This window comes from Acidithiobacillus ferrivorans, assembly GCF_016250455.1.
Taxonomy (GTDB): domain Bacteria; phylum Pseudomonadota; class Gammaproteobacteria; order Acidithiobacillales; family Acidithiobacillaceae; genus Acidithiobacillus; species Acidithiobacillus ferrivorans.
Genome location: NZ_CP059488.1, coordinates 2691114 through 2714573 on the forward strand (window position 1 = coordinate 2691114; position 23460 = coordinate 2714573).

Annotated in this window: 28 protein-coding genes, 2 pseudogenes and 1 other annotated feature; of the genes and pseudogenes, 23 read left to right on the forward strand and 7 right to left on the reverse strand. The window is 54.2% G+C overall.

All coding sequences use genetic code 11. The features are described from left to right. Window positions 1-5: 5 nt before the first annotated feature. The gene (locus H2515_RS13430; RefSeq protein ID WP_198660379.1) at window positions 6-1514 is read left to right on the forward strand and encodes an MDR family MFS transporter; all 1509 of its coding nucleotides are present in this window, start codon (window positions 6-8) and stop codon (window positions 1512-1514) included. Between the two features lie 232 nt (window positions 1515-1746). On the opposite strand, the gene H2515_RS13435 is transcribed toward H2515_RS13430, so the two are convergent. Beyond that, window positions 1747-2520: a hypothetical protein gene (locus H2515_RS13435; RefSeq protein WP_035191970.1), complete on the reverse strand. Its 774-nt coding sequence runs from the start codon at window positions 2518-2520 to the stop codon at window positions 1747-1749. A 321-nt stretch (window positions 2521-2841) separates the two neighbouring features. Between H2515_RS13435 and H2515_RS16165 the strand changes: the two genes are divergently transcribed. Beyond that, complete coding sequence (locus H2515_RS16165) at window positions 2842-3060, forward strand: PIN domain-containing protein (protein ID WP_232821406.1); 219 nt, start codon at window positions 2842-2844, stop codon at window positions 3058-3060. Between the two features lie 215 nt (window positions 3061-3275). Here the strand turns inward: H2515_RS16165 and H2515_RS16365 are convergent, their stop codons facing one another. Then, window positions 3276-3410, reverse strand: coding sequence for a hypothetical protein (locus H2515_RS16365; RefSeq protein ID WP_269802047.1), 135 nt, complete (start codon window positions 3408-3410; stop codon window positions 3276-3278). 554 nt (window positions 3411-3964) lie between these two features. On the opposite strand from H2515_RS16365, the gene H2515_RS16170 reads away from it, so the two are divergent. From H2515_RS16170 to H2515_RS13455, 3 genes and pseudogenes are all read left to right on the forward strand, one after another. Continuing rightward, window positions 3965-4777: a GGDEF domain-containing protein gene (locus tag H2515_RS16170; RefSeq protein ID WP_232821407.1), complete on the forward strand. Its 813-nt coding sequence runs from the start codon at window positions 3965-3967 to the stop codon at window positions 4775-4777. Then, window positions 4732-5843: pseudogene (locus H2515_RS13450) on the forward strand (EAL domain-containing protein). Before H2515_RS16170 ends, H2515_RS13450 begins: the two are co-directional and overlap by 46 nt. 95 nt (window positions 5844-5938) lie before the next feature. Next, window positions 5939-6811: a PilZ domain-containing protein gene (locus H2515_RS13455; protein ID WP_065414422.1), complete on the forward strand. Its 873-nt coding sequence runs from the start codon at window positions 5939-5941 to the stop codon at window positions 6809-6811. 58 nt (window positions 6812-6869) lie between these two features. Here the strand turns inward: H2515_RS13455 and H2515_RS13460 are convergent, their stop codons facing one another. Continuing rightward, window positions 6870-7094, reverse strand: a complete 225-nt coding sequence (locus tag H2515_RS13460) for a hypothetical protein (RefSeq protein ID WP_231551074.1) — start codon at window positions 7092-7094, stop codon at window positions 6870-6872. A gap of 179 nt (window positions 7095-7273) precedes the next feature. Further along, entirely contained in the window at window positions 7274-7570 is a 297-nt protein-coding gene (locus H2515_RS16175; RefSeq protein WP_232821408.1) for a carboxymuconolactone decarboxylase family protein, read from the reverse strand. A gap of 67 nt (window positions 7571-7637) precedes the next feature. On the opposite strand from H2515_RS16175, the gene H2515_RS13470 reads away from it, so the two are divergent. Beyond that, entirely contained in the window at window positions 7638-8105 is a 468-nt protein-coding gene (locus H2515_RS13470) for a MarR family winged helix-turn-helix transcriptional regulator (protein WP_198660381.1), read from the forward strand. Between the two features lie 43 nt (window positions 8106-8148). Here the strand turns inward: H2515_RS13470 and H2515_RS13475 are convergent, their stop codons facing one another. After that, a complete protein-coding gene (locus tag H2515_RS13475) occupies window positions 8149-8538 on the reverse strand; it encodes a darcynin family protein (protein WP_269802072.1) in 390 nt (129 codons plus the stop codon). 41 nt (window positions 8539-8579) lie between these two features. On the opposite strand from H2515_RS13475, the gene H2515_RS13480 reads away from it, so the two are divergent. The 7 genes from H2515_RS13480 to H2515_RS13515 all read left to right on the forward strand — a co-directional run bounded on the left by H2515_RS13480 (window position 8580) and on the right by H2515_RS13515 (window position 12855). Then, entirely contained in the window at window positions 8580-9182 is a 603-nt protein-coding gene (locus H2515_RS13480; protein WP_198660383.1) for a TetR/AcrR family transcriptional regulator, read from the forward strand. 327 nt (window positions 9183-9509) lie between these two features. Further along, a complete protein-coding gene (locus H2515_RS13490) occupies window positions 9510-9908 on the forward strand; it encodes a VOC family protein (RefSeq protein WP_198660384.1) in 399 nt (132 codons plus the stop codon). Next, window positions 9905-10648 carry an SDR family NAD(P)-dependent oxidoreductase gene (locus H2515_RS13495; protein WP_198660385.1) on the forward strand — a complete coding sequence of 248 codons (744 nt, stop codon included), beginning with the start codon at window positions 9905-9907 and terminating at the stop codon, window positions 10646-10648. The genes H2515_RS13490 and H2515_RS13495 overlap by 4 nt, the downstream gene beginning before the upstream one ends. Window positions 10649-10825: 177 nt before the next feature. Next, window positions 10826-11104 (forward strand): cupin domain-containing protein, encoded by a 279-nt coding sequence (locus tag H2515_RS13500; protein WP_232821409.1) that lies wholly within the window; start codon window positions 10826-10828, stop codon window positions 11102-11104. Window positions 11105-11168: 64 nt separating this feature from the next. Further along, on the forward strand, window positions 11169-11585 hold the full coding sequence (locus H2515_RS13505) for a GNAT family N-acetyltransferase (protein WP_232821410.1): 417 nt from the start codon (window positions 11169-11171) through the stop codon (window positions 11583-11585). A gap of 215 nt (window positions 11586-11800) precedes the next feature. Beyond that, window positions 11801-12271, forward strand: a complete 471-nt coding sequence (locus H2515_RS13510; protein ID WP_083091330.1) for a mobile mystery protein A — start codon at window positions 11801-11803, stop codon at window positions 12269-12271. Continuing rightward, the gene (locus H2515_RS13515) at window positions 12268-12855 is read left to right on the forward strand and encodes a mobile mystery protein B (protein WP_198660387.1); all 588 of its coding nucleotides are present in this window, start codon (window positions 12268-12270) and stop codon (window positions 12853-12855) included. The genes H2515_RS13510 and H2515_RS13515 overlap by 4 nt, the downstream gene beginning before the upstream one ends. Window positions 12856-13040: 185 nt before the next feature. On the opposite strand, the gene H2515_RS16575 is transcribed toward H2515_RS13515, so the two are convergent. Then, on the reverse strand, window positions 13041-13157 hold the full coding sequence (locus tag H2515_RS16575) for an ATP-binding protein (protein ID WP_198661479.1): 117 nt from the start codon (window positions 13155-13157) through the stop codon (window positions 13041-13043). Window positions 13158-13364: 207 nt separating this feature from the next. Between H2515_RS16575 and H2515_RS13525 the strand changes: the two genes are divergently transcribed. Next, window positions 13365-13661, forward strand: coding sequence for an addiction module antidote protein (locus tag H2515_RS13525; RefSeq protein ID WP_198660388.1), 297 nt, complete (start codon window positions 13365-13367; stop codon window positions 13659-13661). A gap of 163 nt (window positions 13662-13824) precedes the next feature. Here H2515_RS13525 and H2515_RS16180 read toward each other — a convergent pair. Further along, window positions 13825-14185: pseudogene (locus H2515_RS16180) on the reverse strand (IS3 family transposase); the annotation flags it as partial. After that, window positions 13882-13997 (reverse strand) — a sequence feature (AL1L pseudoknot). It overlaps the preceding pseudogene by 116 nt. A gap of 454 nt (window positions 14186-14639) precedes the next feature. Here H2515_RS16180 and H2515_RS13535 point away from each other — a divergent pair. From H2515_RS13535 to H2515_RS13575, 9 genes are all read left to right on the forward strand, one after another. Beyond that, window positions 14640-14987, forward strand: coding sequence for a type II toxin-antitoxin system RelE/ParE family toxin (locus H2515_RS13535; protein WP_232821411.1), 348 nt, complete (start codon window positions 14640-14642; stop codon window positions 14985-14987). Between the two features lie 86 nt (window positions 14988-15073). Further along, window positions 15074-15520 (forward strand): Hsp20/alpha crystallin family protein, encoded by a 447-nt coding sequence (locus H2515_RS13540; protein ID WP_198660390.1) that lies wholly within the window; start codon window positions 15074-15076, stop codon window positions 15518-15520. A gap of 490 nt (window positions 15521-16010) precedes the next feature. Then, the gene (locus tag H2515_RS13545) at window positions 16011-17495 is read left to right on the forward strand and encodes a trypsin-like peptidase domain-containing protein (protein WP_198660391.1); all 1485 of its coding nucleotides are present in this window, start codon (window positions 16011-16013) and stop codon (window positions 17493-17495) included. Between the two features lie 368 nt (window positions 17496-17863). Further along, window positions 17864-18355 carry a phosphate-starvation-inducible PsiE family protein gene (locus tag H2515_RS13550; protein ID WP_198660392.1) on the forward strand — a complete coding sequence of 164 codons (492 nt, stop codon included), beginning with the start codon at window positions 17864-17866 and terminating at the stop codon, window positions 18353-18355. Between the two features lie 71 nt (window positions 18356-18426). Next, complete coding sequence (locus tag H2515_RS13555) at window positions 18427-18807, forward strand: type II toxin-antitoxin system RelE/ParE family toxin (RefSeq protein ID WP_332873290.1); 381 nt, start codon at window positions 18427-18429, stop codon at window positions 18805-18807. A gap of 3 nt (window positions 18808-18810) precedes the next feature. After that, window positions 18811-19110 carry an addiction module antidote protein gene (locus H2515_RS13560; protein ID WP_198660393.1) on the forward strand — a complete coding sequence of 100 codons (300 nt, stop codon included), beginning with the start codon at window positions 18811-18813 and terminating at the stop codon, window positions 19108-19110. A gap of 821 nt (window positions 19111-19931) precedes the next feature. Beyond that, on the forward strand, window positions 19932-21206 hold the full coding sequence (locus H2515_RS13565) for a GGDEF domain-containing phosphodiesterase (RefSeq protein ID WP_198660394.1): 1275 nt from the start codon (window positions 19932-19934) through the stop codon (window positions 21204-21206). 27 nt (window positions 21207-21233) lie between these two features. Next, window positions 21234-22766, forward strand: a complete 1533-nt coding sequence (locus H2515_RS13570; protein WP_198660395.1) for a glycosyltransferase family 2 protein — start codon at window positions 21234-21236, stop codon at window positions 22764-22766. Further along, entirely contained in the window at window positions 22726-23394 is a 669-nt protein-coding gene (locus tag H2515_RS13575; protein WP_198660396.1) for a PilZ domain-containing protein, read from the forward strand. The genes H2515_RS13570 and H2515_RS13575 overlap by 41 nt, the downstream gene beginning before the upstream one ends. Window positions 23395-23460: the final 66 nt, after the last annotated feature.

Here is a 23460-nt window from a genome sequence, read left to right on the forward strand (position 1 = left end):
CATCCATGTCCACACCTCAACCTGCAACCCCTAACCCATCCACCGCAATCTCCGTCCAAGCGGCACCCTTCCGTCTGGACTGGTCAGCCCGGCTGATGCTCTTTGCCGTACTTTCGGCCATCTTTCTCGCCGCCATGGATCAGACCGTCGTTTCAACGGCCTTGCCAACCATCGCACGGGATCTTCATGGCCTCGCGCACTTGCCTTGGATCATCACCGCTTACCTATTGACGTCGACCGTCTGCCTGCCGGTCTACGGGAAGCTGGGAGACCTCTTCGGCCGCAAACGCTTGCTGCAGATCGCCATCCTCATTTTTCTTGCAGGGTCTGCACTCTCCGGTTTGGCCCAAAACCTCGACGCGCTGGTCGCCTTCCGAGCGCTTCAAGGCCTGGGTGGCGGCGGCCTGCTGGTCTCAGCCATCGCTGCTATTTCTGACTTCATCCCGATTACCCAGCGGGGCCGCTATCAAGGATTGGTGGGCGCCGCGTTTGGGCTAGCCACCCTGATTGGTCCTTTTCTCGGCGGTTTCATCGTGGAGACCCTGAGCTGGCGCTGGATCTTCTATATCAACGTGCCCTTTGGAGCGCTGTCGCTCGGCATCATTGGCCTCGCATTTCCGGCGCGCAAAAAGACGCCAACCCCACCGCTAGACCTCATCGGTGGCCTGCTACTGATCACCGGACTCAGCGCACTGGTCATTTTCGCCAGCGTCGCAGGCTCTACACACGCATTGTCCGGCTCGGGCCCCTGGTTTCTTCTGGCCTTCGGCATCGGTGCACTGATCGCCTTCGCCCTAGTGGAGAATTTCCATCCGGAGCCTCTGTTGCCGCTGGCGTTCTTCCGCTATCGGACGTTCACCCTGAGCGTAATCATCTCGTTCTTCGTGGGGCTCGCCATGCTCGGCTCTCTGAGCTTTCTGCCGTTATATCTGCAGGACGTCCGCGGATTCACCCCGACCGATTCCGGTCTGGAAATGCTCTTTCTGCTCTTCGGAATGTTGGGTACGTCGATTTTCAGTGGTCGATGGATCAGTCGTACCCAACGCTACCGAGCCTTTCCGGTGTTCGGCACTTTGCTGATCAGTGTGGCCTTGGGTTTGCTGTCGACCATCGGTTTGACTACCACCTTGTGGCACATCGACGGCATGCTGGTCGTGCTGGGGGTGGGTCTCGGGATGACGATGCAGGTGCTGGTTTTATCCGCGCAATTGTCGGTGGAGCAAAAGCATCTCGGGGTGGCCACTGCCACAGCCTCCCTGTTCCGGTCCATGGGCGGCACTCTGGGGGTGGCGGGCTTCAGCGCAGTCTTCGCGCATTTCATCGGTGGCATGTCGCTGTCCGACACTACAGCGGGCCTGGCTTACCAGAGCCGAATTGTCCAAGCACTGCACGTCGATTTCCGGGTGGCAGCGGCCGTCAGTCTAGGTGCTTTCGGATGCGCCTGGTTTCTGGAGGAAATGCACCACCTGCTGGCACGGCGGAGCACGATTTCTGATGACGACAGTGCCGGTTGAGCGACAAGCAACCTACCGGGGGAGGACGCACTCGCATGTTTGGCTGCCGGGCAGCACCCATGACCGGTGGCCGACACGCATCTCGAAGGAGGATAACTTAAGGACGAGGTGCAATGGCTGGCCAGTCTGGGCGTACGCGACATGATCAATCTCGGCCTTACCCCGTAGGGGCTGCTGTGCTGCGAGACCAAATTAAGAGAATGCAGTTGAAGGATCGTTATTCAGTACGCAGTCATAAATGTTCAGGGTTCCAAAACGGAAGCGCGCGAGCCTGAATGCTGGGGTGGAGATGGTGACGATCATGAAACATCGTCGCCCGCACCAGGGTCCGGCCATAGAGCAGCTCAGCCAGCACCTGGAATGCCCGGGGAAGTTTCAGGCAGTAAGTGCCAGGCACACCGTCGCGCACATGCGGCAGATAAAAAAACGAGAAATCCCCTAATGCGTACACCAGACGCAACGGGATCCAGAACCAGAGAAAGGTCCAACCGCCTACCAAAAGACAAGCGCCAAAAATGCCAATCCGCCACCAGAAGCCTGGCGAAAGTGTCCGAATTCCATGGGGCTGCCTTATCCAACGGAAAAACGCTTGCTCGGGCACGGTTATAGCCCCCCAGGCTGCCCGCCATGGTCCTCCCAGCAGGTGAAATGCATCAGGGTCCGCGCGAGTCGCTGGATGCTTGTGGTGCCTGAAATGGATTTGCCTGAATTCGTCATAACCCAGTGCAAAAGGCGTAAATGGCAGAGGCATCAATCGCGTGGCGAAATCCACTTGCGTGGGGCCGCGTAAATGAAACAGTTCGTGGGTATAGATCATCCAGCGGGGCAACAAGAGCAACATCATAATCATCAATATCCAGCCCGGCATCGCTAACGCTACGACGGCGCCATAGGCGCTGAAGAGCAGCAGCACAATAGTCAAACTTCGGAACTGGTAACGCCGCGCATCCGCCACTGTAGTGACATGTGGATCATTGGCGGAAGGTATAGGTTGATGTGGCTGCATGGAGTTAATCCCAGAACTGCCGCATTCTACTATAAAACAGCGCCTGAGTGTATCAAGTTTTGACCAGAAATCGGCGTCAAGTTTATTCGCCTTTTATATCAGATCGTGAATTTTATGTTTATTTTTTAGTTCATATGGTTACGAAGCGTTACAACACTCCATAGGTGGCAAATGTTTGGTGCTGACGCATGGTCAATGGCTGACGCTGGATTGACTCAGAAAGTGTCATCGTGCAGGAACATCATTAGCGTCCAGGTGTTGAACGAGTTTGCTTCTGTCGCTCGGCGTAAGATGGCGATGTCCTTGCCCTAAGTCCGGGAGGTGCTAGCGCCTCTCTATCGCCTCTGTGAAGTCACATCGGTTACCCTGGACACGCATATTCAGGGCATCCAGATTGCAGAGCGCTATCAGTACAATATCTGGGATGCCATGATCGCGGCTTCAGCCCTCATGGCGCATTGCGTCACGCTATACACGGAGGATATGCATCATGGACAGATTCTTGAGGGGCGCCTGCATATCGTCAATCCATTTTTATAGCGAATATGTTTATACTCATTTTGATACACCCAAAGAGGACACCCGGTATCGTTATGATCTAGAATGGTGCAGCCGAACACCAACGATAGGATGGTCGGAATGACAAGCTATCACCGCTGCTGGAGCAAGTTTCACCAGGTGCCGGAAAGATACCATTGTCTACTATTCAGATATTCCTCCCAAAATCGTACCCGCTTACCATGATCACTGCACCATTAACCGCTACGCAGCGCCGCACCCTCCGGCAGGTGGGCATAGCCTTTATGCTTCTGGCGAGCCTGCTGACGGCGCTGTACATTCAGCAGTCCCAGCATTTGCATCGAGTCGCTGCAGAGAAAATCAAACTGCACGCCTCACTGTCCGCGCAGAGCGCGGCGCTGCAGGTAGCGGCCGTTTTCAATAAGTATTTCGATAATTTGGTCTACGTCGGCAACGTCTTGTTGCCCCAAGATGCCGGAGTGCAGACACCCGGCACCAGGACTTTAGAGCAGGTGCAAATCCTCCGGGCACAATATCCCAATGTCATGGCCATCAATCTTCAAAACAGCTTGGGGGATCGCATTCTTTGGTCAACGTTGCCGCAATCTTCCCAGCCGATTTCGCTAGCGAATGATTTTACGCCTTTGCCAGGCCACCCGAACCGATTGATTGGCAAGCTTCACTATGCCCAGAGGATGCACGCGCGGGTAATCACTATGCGCTACAGGGTGCATGATGCCGGAGGCGCCCATCTGTTATTCTCAGTCGGCAGCCCGATCAATATCATGAGTCTCGATACGCTTACCATTTTACCCAATTACGACCTGTTTCTGCTGGATGCCCAGCATGTACCCTTTGTTTTTTTCCGGCAGGGAAAGCTTTCTCTTTCCGGTCCTTCCCTGCAGAGTTTTCCTCAGACAATCAAGTGCATGAACCAGTACCTGGATACCCATGGACCATCGCTGCAGGATGGCCATCGTCTCTGGCGGAACAAGCCTGGTGGGACGAGGAGAAAAGGCTGCTGCCCAATAATATTGGCATCGTTTTGGGCCTGCTTGGGATTGGTGCCTTTACGCTGTTTTTGCTGGCGCGGGAGATGCGTCTGCGTAATCGGCAAGAAGAGATTCTCATTGATGAGCGGGACCACCAAAAAAAACGCGCCATCCACGATGCCCTGACCGGCCTACCCAACCGCGATGGCCTGCGACTGGTGTTTGTTCAGGCGCTGGCGCGTTCCGACCGCCAGGAACAGCTTCTGGCCGTGGGTTTTCTGGATCTCGACGACTTCAAACCGGTCAATGACACCTACGGGCACGCCGCCGGTGACGATCTGCTCCAGGAAATGGCGCGCCGCCTGCAGAACGCGGTACGGCGAGCCGATACGGTCGCGCGCCTGGGGGGCGATGAATTTATCCTGTTGCTGGAAGGCCTACGCAGCATGGATGAACTGGATCTGGTTCTGGCCCGTCTCCAGACCACGATTACGCAGCCTTTCTACATCCAGGGAGAGGTTGTCAGCATCCGGGCGAGCCTGGGGTTGACGCTCTATCCCTTTGACGAGGGGATGCCGACCTACTCCTGCGCCACGCGGACCAGGCCATGTATGCCGCCAAAATACGATCTGGTCGCGAGAGCGGGGGCTGGGTGCAGCTCTACCACCCGGATATTGGCAGCGTCAGCATGGGCGATGAGATGTTGCGCCGGGATTTCCTGCGCGCCTTGGCCAGCGGAGCGGTGACCCTCCGCTATCAGCCTCTGGTGGCCATGGCGACGGATCGGGTGGCGGGTCTCGAGGCCCTGACCCGCTGGCACCGGGAGGGTCGGGAGGTCTCCCCCGACAAATTCCTTTCCGCCCTGGGGGTACGGGAGCGTCAAGCAATGGGGCGCTTCGTGCTGCAAAAGGGACTGCAGCAACTCGCACAGTGGCGGGAAACCGGACTGGACCTCTTTCTCAGCATCAATGTCACCCCGGAAGAACTCGATCAACCCGGATTTGCCGATACGGTCTTTGGCATCCTGGCGGCGTATCCGAGTGTCCCTCCGAAATCCCTGGTGCTGGAGGTGCTGGAAATCGGGGAAATCCTCGAACAGGAGGCCGCCCTGGAACATCTGCAGCGACTGCGCGGCGCGGGCATCAAAATCGCTCTGGACGACGTGGGAGTGCTTACGCCTCTCGCCTGCGACTCAAAAATCTGCCCATTGACGAGATCAAGATCGATCAGGGTTTCATCCGCGAGTTGTCGAACAAACCCCAGGATCTGATTTTCGTCGAAAGTCTCGTCAATCTGGGCTTGGCGATGGGCGTCCTCATCACCGTGGAAGGAGTGGAAACCGAAGCGCACATCGCTTTCCTGCGCGAGATGAAAATCAACTATCTCCAGGGGTACGCCATTGCCAGGCCGCTGGAGGCGGAAGCGGTGGCGGATTTTGTGCGCAGTTTTGTCCTCGGCGTCGGGGATGCGGACACGCCGATGCTGGCCCTGTACCAGCATCTGGGCTGGGTGCGGGCGGCAGCAGAGTCGGTGATGAATCATCAGGGTCACGAGCATATGGAACTGGCCGACTGCCCGATCACGACCTGGCTGCATGCCCATGCATCGGAACTACCCGAGGTGGAGACCTTGCTGGCCGAGCACGAAACAGTGCATATCCTGGGCCGGGAAATTCTCCAGGTACGGCAAAGTGGAACGCGCGAGGAACTCCATCGCCTGCTCGGCCAGTTGCATGTGCACAGTCATCGGTTTCAGGAAGGGCTGGGGCAGGCGGTGAAGGCCATGCGGGGAAACACAGCGGACCAAGCGTAGGACTGGCTGATCACGCAATCCACAGCCCGATTTCGATGTTTGCCAGCATGCGCTTAGAGTATCTGGTAACACGCAGATAGGATTGACGGAATACCATGGTGGATTGGGATAAAGTACAGATATTAGAATGGACGCCCGACAGCAAGACAGCGACCACCGCGCGGCCCTCGGATAGCGTAGACCTGCGCGCCTCAGATACGTTGACGATCGGCACTCCACCACTCGCCGTTCAAGCCCAACGACTTTTCAGCCGCTGGGAGATGGTCCGCGACCCTGCCCGCATTTTGGCAAACTGGCTCTCAGAATCTCGATTATTAACAGCCGTCCTGGAATTTCAGCCCGATCGGGACTTCGGGGTGCTGATGACGATCCTGGACCGTAGTGGAACAATACGTCTGACCATCCCACAGTGGTCACACCCCGCAACTGGCGTCATGCAAAAGGATTTTTCTTTGGATCGAAAAAGCCTGGTTGGCCGAGACATTCTGGTGATCGGGCGTGATGACGTTTTCCACGCCGGTTTTTTGGGTAAAGTAACTAATGTTGGCAACCAGTCAGTCACTGTGAATCCAGGGCCGGTTTATTGGTCGCAACAACGAACTTATCATCGGTACACCGTCAATCCGCCCATCAAGGTGGGATTGCGCGAAGCGCATGAAAGCTCCCCATCGATTTTTGTCCGGTTGGTGGATATCAGCATGGGCGGCGCAGCCTTCATCGCGGATATCCAAGACATATCAACCAATTCGGTGCAAGGTGCAGGTTTGCCGTCTTCTGGGCAGTTGTTCTGGGCGATACTCCCGCGACCAGAATGTGGTGATTCTATAGATTTGGCGGCAACGTTTGTCAACCAACGACAAATACCGGGGAGCCCCGCCGTTTTGTGGGCTTTCGCTTGGCAACAGGTGACCGTTTTTTCGGATCTGGAAGCATGGATTAAGTTTCATGCTTCGTCGATCAATGGCTAATACCGGAAGGGGGCCAAATATTGGTATCAGGTTTTTCGCTCGGAAACAGTGGTATGATTCACAGACGACCACCTCTCCGAGCAGTAAATTCCAGCAGACGGTAACCCTGGGCACTCTGTTGTTGCCAGCGCAGCAGAAACTCCCGTTCAGAATCCAGGTGCGGCCGCAGTTGCCGGATCAGGGGATAGCAGGCCAGGACATCGTCTTCCTGATCGACATAATGGAACTCGACCGCTGCGGAGACCTCCCCGCTGTTCTCCGGGCCGTTCTCCGCTGGAATCATACGTGCCCCCCCGTGCGAGGGGGCGGCGGCGAAAATCGCAGACCAACACCCAGTCGATTCCAGTGATTGATGGCACCGATGGCCACCGTCAGGAACGTCACTTCTGTTTCCGTGAACTGAGACTGCAGTATCTCATAGACGGCGTCGGGCGCCCCCTGGGTCGCGAGCGCCGTCAGACATTACGCCCACGCCAAAGCGGCCTGCTCCCGTGCAGAAAAAATACCGGCATCCCTCCAGCCCGCGACCAGATCCAGCTTGACCGGTTCCACACCGATTTGGCGGGCGACATTCAGGTGGTACTGAATACAGAACGCACAGCCGTTGATTTGCGATACCCGCACCTTGATAAGTTCCGTCAGGTTTTTTTCGAGGCCGGAATCATCGACCGCTTTCCCCATCGCCAGGAGTGCGGCGTACACTTCGGGCGCGGTCTTGGTGAAGGAGAGGTAGTCAATGCGGGCATGCTCCGTGGACATGGCTTGTTCCTTATGAGGTGACTCGGATAGTATCAGGACTCTAACAATATATCAGGGTGCTTACAATATGGACGACGCAGCGCCAAGACCCCTCATCCCTCAAGCGGGAGAGGGCAAACGCGGGGAAAATGGTTATCTGGGCTACCTGCTGCGGCAGGCTGCGGGGGCGTACCGGCATCGGATGGAACGGGCGCTCGCCGACCTGCGTGTAACGCCTCCACAATTTTCCGTGCTCACCATGCTGGCCGCCTATCCCGGCATTTCCAATGCCGATCTGGCGCGGCTGGCTCTCCTTACCCCGCAAACGGTCAGCACCATTGTCGCCAACCTGGAACGCGCCGGGGCCATCGTGCGCCAGCCGCATCATTACCATGGCCGTATCCAGCGGATTGACCTCAGCGAGACAGGCAAGTCGTTATTGGCGACCTGCCGTGAGCGGGTGCAGGGTATTGAGCAAAAGCTGGCCGATGGGCTTTCCCGAGAAGAGGAATCGGCACTTCGAAAATGGCTGGTTCGCGTCGCCACGTCAGCGTGAAATTTTTTGTGTATGATTTGAACGTCCGCTCCACGATATTTGCCTAACCCGCTTGCGCACCGCCAGTCAGCGGAGTCATGGCATAATAGGCCGCATAGCCATCTTCCACTGCGGGAATGATCTCCAGCACCTCAAAATAATGGTCCCAGAAAATGGTGTCACGCAATCCCTTTATGACGCCCTGATAGGCAACAAGATCAGAGGTTTTCCACACCACGATATCGCTGATGCGCGCGGTGTAGGATTCCGTGTCGAAAAAACGCATGCTGACGGTCGAATGGGCTTCGAGGATAGGGTTAACCTTCTCTTTGATAAATGCAAAGCGGGTTTTTGGTTCCTGGTCTAACCATTGGCGGGTGGTTTTGAGCAGCATAAACAGGGTGTAGGTTTGCGTCGTCATGGGAAATCTCCTGGTTGAATTGACAGGAAATATTTTGCGAGCAGATACTCACATTTTCTACTCGTGTTTGAACTATGCGACTCGAACCTCGCAAGCGCCCTCATCAACAACGTTCTGCCGCCACGGTGGACGCCATCCTGGAGGCGGCGGCTCGTATTCTGGAGCGCAAGGGGCTGGATGCGCTGACCACCAATGCGGTTGCAGAACTCGCGGGTGTCAGCATCGGATCGCTCTATCAATACTTTCCAGGCAAGGCAGCGATTCTGGCCGAGCTGATTCGGCGGGAACGCCTTATATTGCTGGCAGGTATTGATCGCATAGCGCATGCCCCCGGCGACTCGCTAAAAGACGACGTATGTTCACTCATCCGGATCGCAGTGGCCCACCAGTTGCTCCGGCCAGCGTTGGCTCGGGCGCTGGAGTATGGGGAAGCCACACTGCCCCTGGGACCTGAAACAGCCAAACTGACGAATGAGCTTGTGCGGTATATGGCGACGTTACTGGAACGACATGGTGTTTCAAAAGTTATGGAGGCGGCACATGATCTGGTCGCTCTTGCAAAGGGCATGATTGACGCCGCAGGTATTGCCGGCGAATCAGACCAGCGCGTACTCGTTGATCGGGTATGCCGTGCAGCACTGGGATATCTGGAATATCCAGTATCCAGTATCCATTAGGCACGGAATCACTTGAAAATAGCGGTGTCGCGGCGAGTATCCATGACCAGCCCCCACCCAATGCATGCGACTTGCTGGAAAGTCACACTGTTTGCAAAATCTCCATCGCAGCCATTGCCTACCAGTGTGTTTTCAATGAGCTCGCGCATTTTGGCCGGGCCTTTAAACGATTTTTAGGCCTTTCTCCGCTAGCCTGCCGTAATCGGACGTAACGGTAAGCTTGGACATGGCTCTAATGCATAAGTACCATTGTTTTATCCATGATCCCGCCAGACAGGAATGATTTTGTCCCCAATCTGTTCCACGAACATTTTCTGAGATCACGCTATGCGCATAGACCGCCTGGATCATATCGTCCTGACCGTGGCCGACATGAATACTACGATCGCCTTCTATTCACGGGTATTGGGCATGCAGGAAATTACCTTTGGTGACCAGCGGAAGGCCTTGGTCTTTGGGCAGCAAAAAATCAACTTGCATTCGGCAGGGCATCCCATCGCGCCGCATGCGGCCAGTCCCACTCCCGGGTCGGCGGATTTATGTTTCATCGTGGCTGGTGGTATCCAAGAAGTGCTCGCCCATCTGCAGACCTGCGGTGTCGCTCTGGAAACCGGTCCGGTGCCACGCACTGGAGCCACGGGGCCGATCATTTCTGTCTACTTTCGGGATCCTGATGGCAATTTGCTGGAGGTGGCCACTTATGATCACTCGGGCCATGGGTCATGACCGATAATCCTCGCGTCGCCCTCGTCACCGGCGCCACCTCCGGCATTGGTCTGGCTATCGCGCAGCGTTTAACGCAGGCGGGATATTGGGTGGCCCTGCATTCCCGCGCGTCCTCCGCTGCGGGTCTACAAGCGGCAGCAACGCTGGCGGGTGCCCGCTATTTTCAGGCAGATCTGCTAGATGAAGATGCGCGTAGGGATCTCATCAACCAGGTGTATGCGCACTACGGTCGACTCGACGTGTTGGTCAATAACGCGGGTGAGTCCAGCGTGATTCCGCATGATGATTTACTGGCCGCGACACCTGATCTCTGGCACAGCCTCTACGAACTCCATGTGGTGGCGCCCTGGCAACTCGTCGCGCTGAGCGAACCCTATCTGCGGGCAGCATCGACCGCCGACCATCCGGCATCGGTGTTAAATATCAGCTCCCATGCCGGCGTGCGACCCAAGGGGGCTTCTATACCCTATGCCGCCAGCAAGGCTGCATTGATTCACGTCACTCGCCTGCTCGCCAAAACCCTGGGACCCGATATCCGGGTGAACGCTATTGCCCCAGGGCTGGTGGATACGCCGCTGACCGAAGATTGGGCGGCCATTCGCGAACAATGGATTCGCGATGCTCCCATGCGACGAAGCGCGAGCCCGAAGGATATCGCTGATGTCGCTCTGATGCTGACGGAATCGGCTTATCTGACGGGAGAGGTGATTGTGGTGGATGGCGGGATGAATCTGCTTTAACGCATCGCGGCGAATAGAACGGATTTTTCACAACTCCTTTTCTTAATCCCGGCGCCGTTCGTATCAACAAGTCTTTGGGCGATGCCGTAGGCCTCCGGCACTGGGCATACATCTCATCCAGATAGAGCTGGTCAAGAGAGTACCGAGTACCATCTGCATCATTATGAAAAAGAAGCCGTGTACGTGCTGCCTGGTAAGGTCATGCTCACCATGGAGGGTGATCAGTATCTCATCGCCCCAGGCGACTTCGTCGGTTTTCCGCGCCACACGGTCGCGCACAGCATCAGCAACGACGGGACGGAAACACTCGTGTGTCTGGTCATAGGTCAGCGACTGGATCAGGATGTCACGGATTACCCGAATCAGTATAAACGCCTGTACCGTAATAATGGGGAATTGAATCCGGTGGATATGGGAAATATCCGTGTTTTGCGCGAACCCACGCAGGAACCATGATGGTAGGCGGAAAGCACAATGCGTGATTTAGAGAAATAACAGGGAAGCGGAGATGGTGATTCGAATGTTGGCGAAGAATGAACTGGCCAGGATCTTACCGCTGGTACAGACACTCAATCCTGGCGTGCCGCCGGAGGTGCTCGCGCAAAGACTTCAGAATATGATCGCACAGGGATATCAATGCGCTGCCGCTTTTGCGGATGATTACTGTATCGGTGTGGCGGGCATCTGGCTGGGAACGCGTTTCTGGTGTGGACGCTATCTGGACGTCGACAACGTGATCGTCGACCCGCAGTATCGAGGGGCTGGCATCGGTCAACAGCTCATGGATTGGGTAGAGAGCTACGCGCACCGAGAGGGCTGCGAAACCATGGTGTTGGATGCCTACGTCACCAACCATCTGGCGCACAAGTTCTATCAGCGCAACGGTTATCAGATCGTCGGCCATCACTTCGTCAAGTCGTTGCGGTCCACCGGCTGATCCACGAACCCAACATCCGGGCGTTGCGGTAGTATGATTACCGGAGCAGTACGGCTATCTGCTGGCCTACCTCAGAACCAAGTCTTGACAAGAAATAGATAACACTCCTGTTATTCTTTAAAATTTAATAATCACATATATGTTATCAAAATATTGATTCTTAATAATACGAGTGTTATTCTTAACTCGTGCTCCAATAGTATATGGATTATCAAATGCGCTCTGAAGATCGTGCCACCGCCCGCCGTCAGCTCGACAAACGTTTGTGTGTCCTAGCTAACGAAGAAGCCCTCATCCGCCCGTCGCGTGGATGGGTCAAAGCTATCCGTGAAGCCCTTGGGATGACCACTGCCCAGCTTGCAAAGCGGCTTGGAGTTAGCCAGCCGCGCGCCGTAATGATCGAGAAAGCAGAAGCAACCGGCTCCATCACCCTGGAGAGCCTAGAGCGGGCAGCACAGGCACTGGATTGCCGCCTGGTCTACGCTTTTGTGCCCCGAAAACCCCTGGACACGCTGGTCAAGGAGCGTGCGCGTCTGCTTGCCCAAAAACGGCTTGAATCGGCAAGCCACACGATGGCACTCGAAGCCCAAGGCGTGGAAACGAGCGATGAGAACGAGCAGCTCAAACGACTTGTCCAGCAGTTCATCGCAAAAAGTAGTTCAAAGCTGTGGGAGGATACGGATTGACTGATCCTTTGCTTGAACAGGACGACGCGGCCACTCCGCTCACGCCAGAAGGACGGGAGGGATTGATTCCGTCTTATATCACGCTGCGCCGTGAACTGAACGCGGCGGAACAGGCCAACATCGTGGAGGCCGAAGAATGGGCATACTCCCGCAAACGCGACGTGCTGTCCGAACAGTTCCTCAAGAGCCTGCACAAACGGATGTTTGGGCGAGTCTGGCGCTGGGCGGGTGATTTCCGGCAGACCGAAAGAAACATCGGGGTCGATCCCTTCCGTATTGCGATTGGCCTGAGGAACCTGCTGGACGATTGCCGCTACTGGATCGAGTACGAGACTTATCCGCCAGATGAGATCGCAGCACGCTTCCATCATCGGCTGGTTTACATTCATCCCTTCCCCAACGGCAACGGACGCCATGCCCGCCTTGCCACCGATCTGCTGCTGGTGAAACTGGGATGTCCCCGGTTTAGCTGGGGCCGGGTCAACTTGGTTAATGCAGGAGAAACCCGGCAGACATACGTTGCTGCGCTGCGCGCTGCCGACAATCACGACATCGGGCCCCTCTTACAGTTCGTGCGCTCCTAAAATATAACAACCAGGAGGGATTCAGGGCCGGCGCGGCCACAGCGCCGGGGCTGACCCCTTGCGATAACGCAGAGATGATACCGCTTGTCACTGCGTCCGATACGGCTCGTCCACGACAACCTCATAGGATCGTAGACTAATCCAGATGTTCCGCCCGACGATTCTCACAATAGGGAAAACAGATTTCATCCTGCTCCAATGTCGGTGGCCAGGTGGGGTTTGCCCACGCCCGGCGGGCCGATAAAGATCAGGTTCTGCCGATTGTCGATGAACTGGAAGTCCAGTAGCTGAGCTACCCAAATTCGCCCAAATGTTTTTCAATCTGGATATCCGCCTTGCGCCGTTGACTGGCTGAACGGTGTTGTTGCTCGCGTTCGTGCAGTTCGTGTCCGAGCAGTATCCCCGTCCATTTGCATGATCATCGTCTTGCTCTGTGGTGGCAATAAGAGCACGCAAGCGAAGGACATCAGGGTGGCGAAACGCTTGGCTGTTGAATGGAGTGAATGACCATGAGTGAAAAATTATCTACTTTTGATCCTGCCGAAGAGCTGACATCAGACGCGGTCATCGCAACCTTCATGGCCGATGCGTTTGAATCTGCAGACGCCGGCTACATTGCGCACGCGCTGGGCGTCGTGGCCCGCGCCAAGGGAATGGCTCAGATCGCTGGAGAAACTGGTCTTTCGCGTGAACAGTTGTACCGCTCATTCAGCGCGCGCGGCAATCCGACGCTCAAGACCACGCTAGCAGTCATGAAGGTCCTGGGGATTGAACTTACGGCAAAAGCGGGCCCTCAGGGCCGATGATGGCCACCCATATCGATAAGGAATAAATCGTTTACCCGGTAGACGATCGTTGCAAAGTGTTATCCCCGCAATCCACGGCCCTGAGCCAGCACAACGAAGGGGCCACGCAGCCCCGGCGGTAGTGCAGGTTGTGGGTGGTAAGCCGGTACGTGTACTGGAAGATGCGGGGACTCCGTAAAGCCGGGTTACGTCGACCTTCAGCGTAGTGCCGGTATCCCGATGGGGCCACCTGCAATACCTTGCAAATGGGCTCGACCCCGTAGCGGTTTCGGTTCTGATCGACAAAAGCCCTCAATGCTTGAAATGGCGGTCGAGCTCCGCCTGGGCAAAAATGCACTGGCCAGCTTCAGAATTTCATTAGCTTTACGCAATTCCCTGACCTCATGTTCCAACGCCTTGATACGCTGTGTTTCCTCTGTGGTGACGCCAGGACGGGTGCCGACATCCACCTCCATACGTCGAACCCACACCCCCAGTGTCTTTGTGGAACACCCGATCTTGGGCGCAATAGATGCCAGTGCTGCCGTATACACTTGCTACTGGATCAGCCTTGGCGTGAAAAGGCGTCAAGGCAGCGTCGAGGATCGTGTTTTGCGATACCAGTCCGAAGTATATGGATCCGTGATTTCGATACCCTGGGTGAACCGCCTGCTGGCTGGCTTCGGGATGGTTGGTTGTTTGGTGGCAACCATATTGGTCAATGGTCTCTGCTCCCTCTATCTCTCATCAAACCACCTCTCGCAGTATTGGGGTCGGCTGGCTTGAATTGGTCATGATCATCGGTGTCTTTCTGCCCATTTTGGAGTTCGTCGGACAGGAAGCGAATGGGTCAGGCGAAGGCATCCCCAAAATCTGGGGAGCATCCAGTGGACAATCTTACCAAGACACAATGGCAGAGTCGTTTTTATCTGGCGCGAGGGTGGGCATCCCTCATGCGAAGAGCGGGACCAACGGACACGGTCATTTGAGGTGACTATCGTGGCACGTTGGCGTTCACCGATGATCATGCGCTTTGCCGACAAGCAAACCGTCGCAGTATTCGCCGACCTGCAGATATGCCGCTTTGGAGCAGAGGTGTTGCGGGTGGCACAACGGAAATTGGCGCAATTGCATCGCGCGGAGCGGATCAAAGATTTGGCTGTACCGCCAGGCAACAGCATGGAGAAGTTCTCCGACGATCGGAACGCCAATGGAGTATTTGCATCGATGATCAGTGGCGGATTTGCTTTGTCTGGTGCAGCAGCCACCTGGGATACGGAGATCGTGGACCATCACTACCATTGCTGCCCCTCCAAAAGGCCTAAAACTCCCCTTGAAATCATCTGAACTCGTACCCATAACTTTGCATGCCAGAGTCCAGGCGTACAGTCACCTGGCTGGTGTTCTATTGATGCATATTAAGGAGGTGTAAAATGGCAAATGAAGCTTCACGTTCTGCGGTCAGGAATGTTCGCCAGGTAGAACCTTTGGAAAGCCTTATGGAGACAGTATGGCCGGGTGTATTTTCTCCTTTCATTACCCGACAGTCCACGCAACCCCATATCGCGCATATCGATGTCCTCGACCACGATGACGCTTTTGTATTGAAGGCAGAGATTGCCGGTGTAGACAAGGACAGGCTGGATGTCCAGGTACATGGGAATCAGGTCTACATCAGCGGCATCAAGGAAGAAGATAATGCTCGGGAAGAAGGGAACTACATCTACCGGGAGCGTCGATGTGGAGAGTTTTCTCGCACCGTGCAGCTCCCTGCAGATGTGAACAGCGATCAAACTAAGGCGTCATACAAGGATGGCATTTTAGAGTTGACTCTGCCCAAAACAGAAGCTGCCAAACGCAAGAAGATTGCGATTTCCTGAGCGCTAGGATGAGGCTTCGTGTATTTGCATGAAGCCTCACTCCTCCCTCAACATCCCCTGGAATGGATGATAACATGTTGGAAATTTGATAATTTAATAGTGGAATTGATCCAGATGGTCGGCCCCTGATCCGATTTAGCAGATACGGCACAGGTAAAACCCTGTCAATTATCTGGAGGCACTTAAAATGAACTTCAAAAAAAGGTGTTGTCTGTCAGCATCTTGCCCCTGTCCTACTCCGTTGCGGCATTAGCTCAGTCGTCAAATCATCTGACGCATGTCGCCGGTGAGGTATACACCTGTAGAACCCCACAACAGGCCAGGGAACAGCAGATCAATCCGGATTATCTCGTTCCCGGATACCAAATTTACAAACCTTCACCGGACACGTCGGATTTGCGGACGACAAAGCCGAACCGCCGGGGAGCGGAAACAGGTCGCGGATATCACCCTTGATCCAGTGTTAAGAGGCATATAATAAAGGTGCGCCATGAAAAAAATCCAATGGAGAAAACCACACTATATCATATCCCTTACTGTTGCCGTTGCTTTGGGTTTAGGACTGGGGGCAACAGGATGGGTTTTTGGGGAATCCGGTCATACTATTACACCTCTGCCCTCGCCAAGTCGGGCAGCGACAATGCCGAGATTGGTCAAGATACCGGACTTTAGCCCGATTGTAAAAAAATATGGCAATGCAATCGTTAACATCAGTGATTCTGACACAAAAACAACACATGGACATCAGGGGTTTTTTAATCCATTCCCTCAAAATTCACCATTTTATAGATTTTTTCACAGACTACCAAATTATACGCCGCCGGAAAATGAAATAACACATGTGATCGGCTCTGGATTCATTATTTCTCACGATGGCTATATCGTCACGGCTGGGCATGTTGTAAGGGGCATGCGCCATATTATGGTGACCTTGACAAATCATCATGCGTATCGAGCCAAAGTGGTGGGTCTGTCAGTCCGTTATGATACCGCATTGCTTAAGATCCATGCCCACGATCTGCCTATCGTACAATTGGGGAATTCAAAGAACCTTCAGGTCGGTCAGTGGCTGCTGGCTATTGGCATGCCGTTTGGACTTTATAACACCGTAACGCAAGGCGTGGTCAGCGCCATGGACAGATCACTGCCCCATGATGATCAATACATACCATTCATCCAAAGTGATGTGCCCATCAATCCTGGAAATTCGGGTGGTCCGATTTTCAACATGCGCGGACAGGTCGTTGGAATCAATGACCAGATATATACCACCGATGGCGGCTACATGGGATTATCCTTCAGCATTCCGATTGATACCGCGATGCATGCTGTTCATGCGTTCGAGCGCCATCAGAAATTAAAATTCGGCTGGTTGGGCGTCGAACTTCAGTCAGTGACCCCACAAATGGCGCGGGCGTTGCACCTTCCTGAACAGGTAGGCGCATTGATCGCGCAGGTTGTGCCCTCCAGCCCTGCGGCAAAAGTGGGCCTTAAATCCGGGGAAGTGATCGTGGCTTATGATCACCGTCCCATCTACAACATCAGCACGCTCCCCCCATTAGTGGGCGACACAACACCAGGCAGGACTGTAGCCATCGGCGTCATTGATCATGGGAAGTCCAAAACCTTGCAGGTCCAGGTAGGTAACATGCCGCAAAAGATGCTGGCGGCTACCAATCAACGGAGCATCGACATTCGTCGTCTGGGGTTGCGTGTTGGCACCCTGGGGCCAAAGGAGCAGCAGAAACTCGGGGTGGATCACGGCGTGTTGATTCAGTCCGTCTATCCGGGGCCAGCATCTTTTATCGGCCTGCGGAGTGGAATGGCGATTTTGTCCATCAACCAACAGCGGGTAACCAGCCCTGAACAATTAGCTCATCTGGTTAAGGCTCTCCCAGCGAATACACCTATTTCCATGCATATTCGCAATCACCATGGGAGTATTTTTGTCGTGATTACGCTTCCCACACAATAATCGAAAGAGGGGGGCCTGGATATGATTATCAATTTTTTTGTGTCTCTACGCTTCTCACCTCCTACTGCTTGGCAGAGCAGGCTCTACAAGCAGCAGTAGAATCAATGGCAACAAAACCAGGTATTTAAAAGATATAGCTGCACAAAAAGTAGAAATATTTATTTATATAAATCATATATGATCAGCAATCATATGGACATCCGCCATGATAGATATTGATTTCATCATTTCTGACATGTCATGGCCGATGTGCTACTCGACAACGTCCACTGCCCTGCTGTTATTAAGAGCATTTCAGGTGGTTAATGTTTACGCCTTACACAAAAAATAATCATATATAATGCGAAACAAATATTGGAGATCACGCGATGAAACACAGATGGTTTCTTGAAAGACTCCGCACGGACTGGACAGTTCTTACGCTTTACGAGCGTTTTGAGCAGATCGTTTCATTGGTAATTTCGCTATTGCTTACAATTCTTATCTTGGTTGCTCTCTGGAACCTGATATCCAGCATCGCACATCTAATAAACACGTCAGATGATGCAATGCAAGAACATAGCTTTCCAGTCGTCTTTGGATCCATAATGAGCCTATTGATTGCCCTGGAATTTAACCATACGATTTTCCATTCTATTCAGCATAGTGGACAAATAGTCCGTGTTAAAACAGTTGTTCTCATTGCGATATTGGGCATATCGAGAGAGTATATTCTGCTAGACGCCAAAGCACTGCACGCTGCCACCATTTTTGGTTATGGAGTTTCTATTTTGTGCTTGGGAATAGTTTACTACATTCTCGATATAAGGGAAGGCAGCATCCCTAGAATAAGCGCGCATCATCACAAACCAGAAGATTAAAAATCTGGGCCGTTTTTTATCAATGCGTCAACAGGCCGTTCAAATCGGGATCTGGCCCACAAGGTCCGCAAGTGCTCACAGTACTTGAGCGGCGTACTCCTCACAACCGAACCCAGCGGCTTGACAGGTGTATAATTTGGGATACACTCCTCCACATTATCAGCATCAAAACGACGGCGATTTTTGATCGCTGGCTCCATGGCCTGCGGGATCGCAGGGCGAGGGTGCGTGTTCAGGTGCGCATTGATCGCATGGAGTTGGCCCATTTTGGCGACTGTGAACCTGTCGGAGAAGGCGTATCCGAAATGCGTATCCATTACGGTCCCGGCTATCGGGTGTACTTCAAGCGGTTTGGCCTGGAACTCGTCGTGCTTCTGGCCGGAGGCGACAAATCCACGCAATCGGCCGACATTGCCCTGGCATTGAAGTTGGCACGACAACTGGAGGGGTGAATCATGGAAAAATTGGAATTGCACACATGGGACAGTGCCGAGCACCTGAAAACCGAAGAGGACATCGCGGCTTATCTCAACGCCTGTTTTGAAGAGGCGGGGGATGACGCGGCCTTCATCGCCAGGGCGCTGGGTACCGTTGCCCGCGCACGCGGCATGACCCGACTGGCCCATGACGCCGGCATGGGCAGGGAAAGCCTCTACAAAGCCCTTTCCGGAGAAGGCAACCCCAGTTTTGCCACCATTCTCAAGGTAGCCAAAGCCTTGGGTGTGCGCATTCGCGCCGAAGCTCTGCACGTCTGACCGGATCATTGCTGGGGTCATTCCGGCATCCTGTCGGCGGCTTATCGCATACAATCCTCTGCCACAGGTGGTTTTTGCAGTCATAGTGTCACCACCACGTCGGCGGCGTTGATCTCGCTGGACCTTTCGATCCGCCCGGACTACGCCGCATTTGAAGCTGGAAAGTCGTTTTTGTTTGCCTACGGATTTCTGATGCTCTCTTCCCTGTATGTTACGCATACAGCTTCTCGATTTGTGGAGACGGTAATTTTGGCGTTATCACTCTGTTTCGTGCCAGTCGTATTTCACGGGGTACTTGCCGCTTTTGGCGGATGGAGTCAGAAACGAGGCGGCCTTATGTCTTGTCTTACCCTGTGTCTGTTTTTTTGCGGGATATCCGAATCCCCGAAAAGCAAAGAAAACTGCTTTCCTTGACTGACGGGCGGGCTTCCGTTCGCGTCAGATCCCTGCGCAGATCTCTTTGCGCATAGCCCAGTATCCGTCCCACCGAATCTGCTGCTCCCTGGGGCAACCCTCCCTTCATCCTGACTGACTGTAGCTTTCCTGAAACATTCCTTCACACCATAAAAAACACCAAATAAACCGACGCAGAAAGCAGTTTCCGAAAGGCGATCGTCCAAGGTTGTCACAATAACGTTACAGAGGGCCGGGACAAAACACCGCTATTCGTTGCCACGTTTGTCAGGTTTATAGGCTCTCCGGCGCCGTTACGCTTCGCGGCATGACTCTTGCTTTCAGTATAGCCATTTCCATAACGAGAAGTAGATGTAGGGAAGGGAACGTCACCGATTGCCTGTTGTTCGTGAATTGAGGGGGACAGTATGGATTTGCCGCAGGATGATCCGGCAGGCAGGCTTTCGCTGGAGCAGCGAATGGTTTGCGCGATCCACCGAGTGCAGAAAAACGGGGGAAACTTCGCCTTGCTGCTCATTCGCCCCCGCTACTGTCTGGTGTCGCAGATCACCCGTGGCGTCATTGTGCATCCTGGCCTCATACGCCAGCTCTATGACCGCCTGCTGCCCTTGGTGCGGCGCATCGACAGCATTGCCCTGTTGAACGGGCAAAATATTGCCCTCTTGGCAGAGGATGTGAAGGGTACTGGGGCCGCATTGTCTCTGGCACGCCGCCTTCATGCCCTGTTGGATAGCCCCTTTTCCGCTATGGCTGAGCGTGGTGCCATCGATTCGGATATGGGTGTTGCCTTGTACCCTCTCCATGGGCTCACTCCCACGGATTTGATCGCCAATGCCAAGGCGGCTTTGCTACAGACTACACGTCCAGGAGGTACGGACATGGAACTGTACAACCCGGCACACCCTTCCGTCATTACATCAGATAGAGGGTTTTCTGGCGCAGAACTGATGGCGGCAATACATCACGATGAACTGTTTTTGCACTACCAGCCACAGGCGCACCTCCCGGATGAATCAATCTGTGGCGTAGAGGCATTGCTACGCTGGCAGCACCCTCGCCACGGACTGCTCTACCCGCAACAGTTTTTCCCCTCCGCGCGACTTCATGGTGTCCTTCTGTCCCTGGAAGCCTGGGCCTTGCGCCACGCGTGCATAAACTTTGCGTCATGGCCTCCACAAGTTATCGCCGGGATGCATCTGGGGATTAATGTGTCCCCGGCATTTCTCTGCGATGCCGCATTTCCCCTGCTGCTGGATGCCGTGATCAGAGAATCTGCGCTGTTGCCGTACCTGATCAGGCTGGAAATCAATGCAGAGGATCTGGTGTTACAACCCGCTGATTGGATTTCGCGGATGCCGGCCATTCGGCAGCTGGGGGTGGGTATTGTCCTCGATCATGTGGATGATCTTGCTCTGGTCCCCAAGCTACTGCGTATGTTGAAGCCGGGAATCATCAAATTGGATATGGATATATTTGTCGGAGAGGACCTCGCTCTTGTCCACGGGGCTATAGCGGATTTGAACGAATGGGCCGGGCAATATGAGGCCCGGCTTATGGCCCAGAATGTTGAACAAATCAGCCAGCTTGCTTATGTGATGGATAGCGGTATTGGCGAGGGGCAGGGCACCTTATTTTACCCACCCCTGCCGGCCGTGGCTGTATATGCTTTGCGTAACCGGTAGAAAATAATAAACCAATGGAGGTGCCTTATGACTCAACAAATCCCGTATGAATCCCTGGGTAAGGGGAAAACAGTCGTCATCCTCATTTTTCTCTTCGCCGCAGTCTGGTATCTCCCTTGGCGGGCGGGAGTCCTGAATAAAGACCATCTGGTTTTTTCTGTTGTTCTATATGGAGCGGAGCTTTTCAGTTTCTTTACCATCATGCTCCATCTGTTCATGACCTGGCGTCTGACAGTAAGGAAAGCACCGCCCGCCCCCCCCGGTTTACTGGTCGCTGTACTCGTACCGACGATCAACGAACCTGTGGGCATGCTGCGCCAGACATTGCTAGGTGCCATCCGTATGGATTATCCCCATCAGACCTGGCTACTGGACGATGGCCGCCGACCCCAGATGCGGCGCCTCGCCAGGGAGATCGGGTGCAACTATCTTACGCGCACGGACAACACCGACGCCAAAGCCGGCTCATTAAATAACGCCCTGCACCATATCGAGGCGGATGTTCTGGCTATTTTTGATGCGGATCATATTCCAGCAAAAGAGTTTCTGACACATACCCTGGGATATTTTAGCGACAAAAATGTGGCCTTCGTACAGACGCCACAGGATTTTTATAATCTTGATTCATACCAGCATATAAAAAATTCGCACAGTCAGAGTATCTGGACGGAGCAGTCACTTTTCTTTCGCGTGATACAGCGCGGCAAGGACTACTGGAATGCCGCATTCTTTTGCGGTAGCTGTGCGGTGATCCGCCGGACGGCACTGGATAGTATTGGTGGCTTTGCCACAGGAACGGTCACGGAGGATTTGCATACCTCTCTGCGCCTGCACAAAAAAGGTTATACGTCGGTCTATCATCCGGAATCTCTGGCGTATGGGTTAGCACCGCTATCCATAGGCCCTTATCTACAGCAGCGCATACGCTGGGGGCAAGGGGCCATGCAGGTGTGGCGCAAAGAGGGCATTCTGTTCACTCGTGGCCTAACCATACCTCAGAGAATCAATTATCTGGCATCAGCCATTACCTACTTTGATGGTTGGCAGAAAGGAATATTCTATATTGCACCGGTGCTGGTATTGGTTCTGGGATGGTTACCCATCGTGGATATTGGTAGTGTCACCTTTCTGTGGCACTTCATCCCCTATTACGTACTCACGTTCTGGGCTTTTGAGGAAATCAATCGCGGCTATGGCCGTGTGCTCCAGACAGAGCAGTTCAATATGGCGAGGTTCTGGGCGCTCATGGTGTCAACCTTGGGTTGGTTCAGAGAAAGAATCGCCTTTTCCGTGACGCCAAAGAATGTTAGCTCCCATCATGGCGATCATCACTACATAATCCCCCAATATTCCATACTGGCGGCGAATGCAATTGCTATTGCTTTTGGGATATGGGGATTATCTGGGTACGGTGCGCTCCCTACGGGCGCACTGGTGGCCAACATCCTATGGTCTTGTGTGAATATCGGGTTGGCGGCGCTGGTGGTGGCTATGACCCTTTTGCGTCGTCACCGGCGTAATGAATATCGCTTTCCCGTGCCGCTTTGTGGTGCGTATTGATGATCCGTCGGGTCCGTCGGAATTGGCCATTGCCGAAGACGTATCGCTTTCCGGATTTCGTATTTATTCGCGATTAGCGCAAGAGATGGCCGTACACGGTAAAATTAGCGGTCGTTTGCTGATTCCCGATGGAGAGATTCCATTTTCTGCGGAGGTGATTGGCGAAAATGAGGGCGAAATGGGTAAAGTCCGGACCGTGGGTTGCCGATTCATCTGGCCGGACGATGCGGCCAGGGACCGTTTAGGGCTTTTCCTCTACGGCTCGGATTTGCAATGGCGGGTTCTCGGACTGTCGGAGCGGGTACAAACTCCCCTGGAGAGTCTGCAGCTCTGGTTGACGGGGCACGGAGTCCATGCCGATGCTGTCCGGCGCTGGATTCCTGTTTTTTATCAACGGTTGGATGTTTTTGGCGATCAGCAGTGGGTGGGCTTGATTTCCGGCAACACCAGCGGACCCCGCACCTTTTTGACCTATGCTGCTCTGGGTCCCGAGGCCGATGTGCAAATGTTGATGCAAGGCAAATACCATCAGCAACCTTTGCGCATCAGGGCGGATTTCAGTGAGCGGGTAGGGAGTTCCGTCGCGCCGGTGTATGTCTACCAGGCGGCGGAGCGTGCCGCCGGGTGACAGGGTGCTGCCCTCCGGAACCAAATGTTGCCCTAAATATCTTTAGCGGTGGCAAGAGAGGAATGT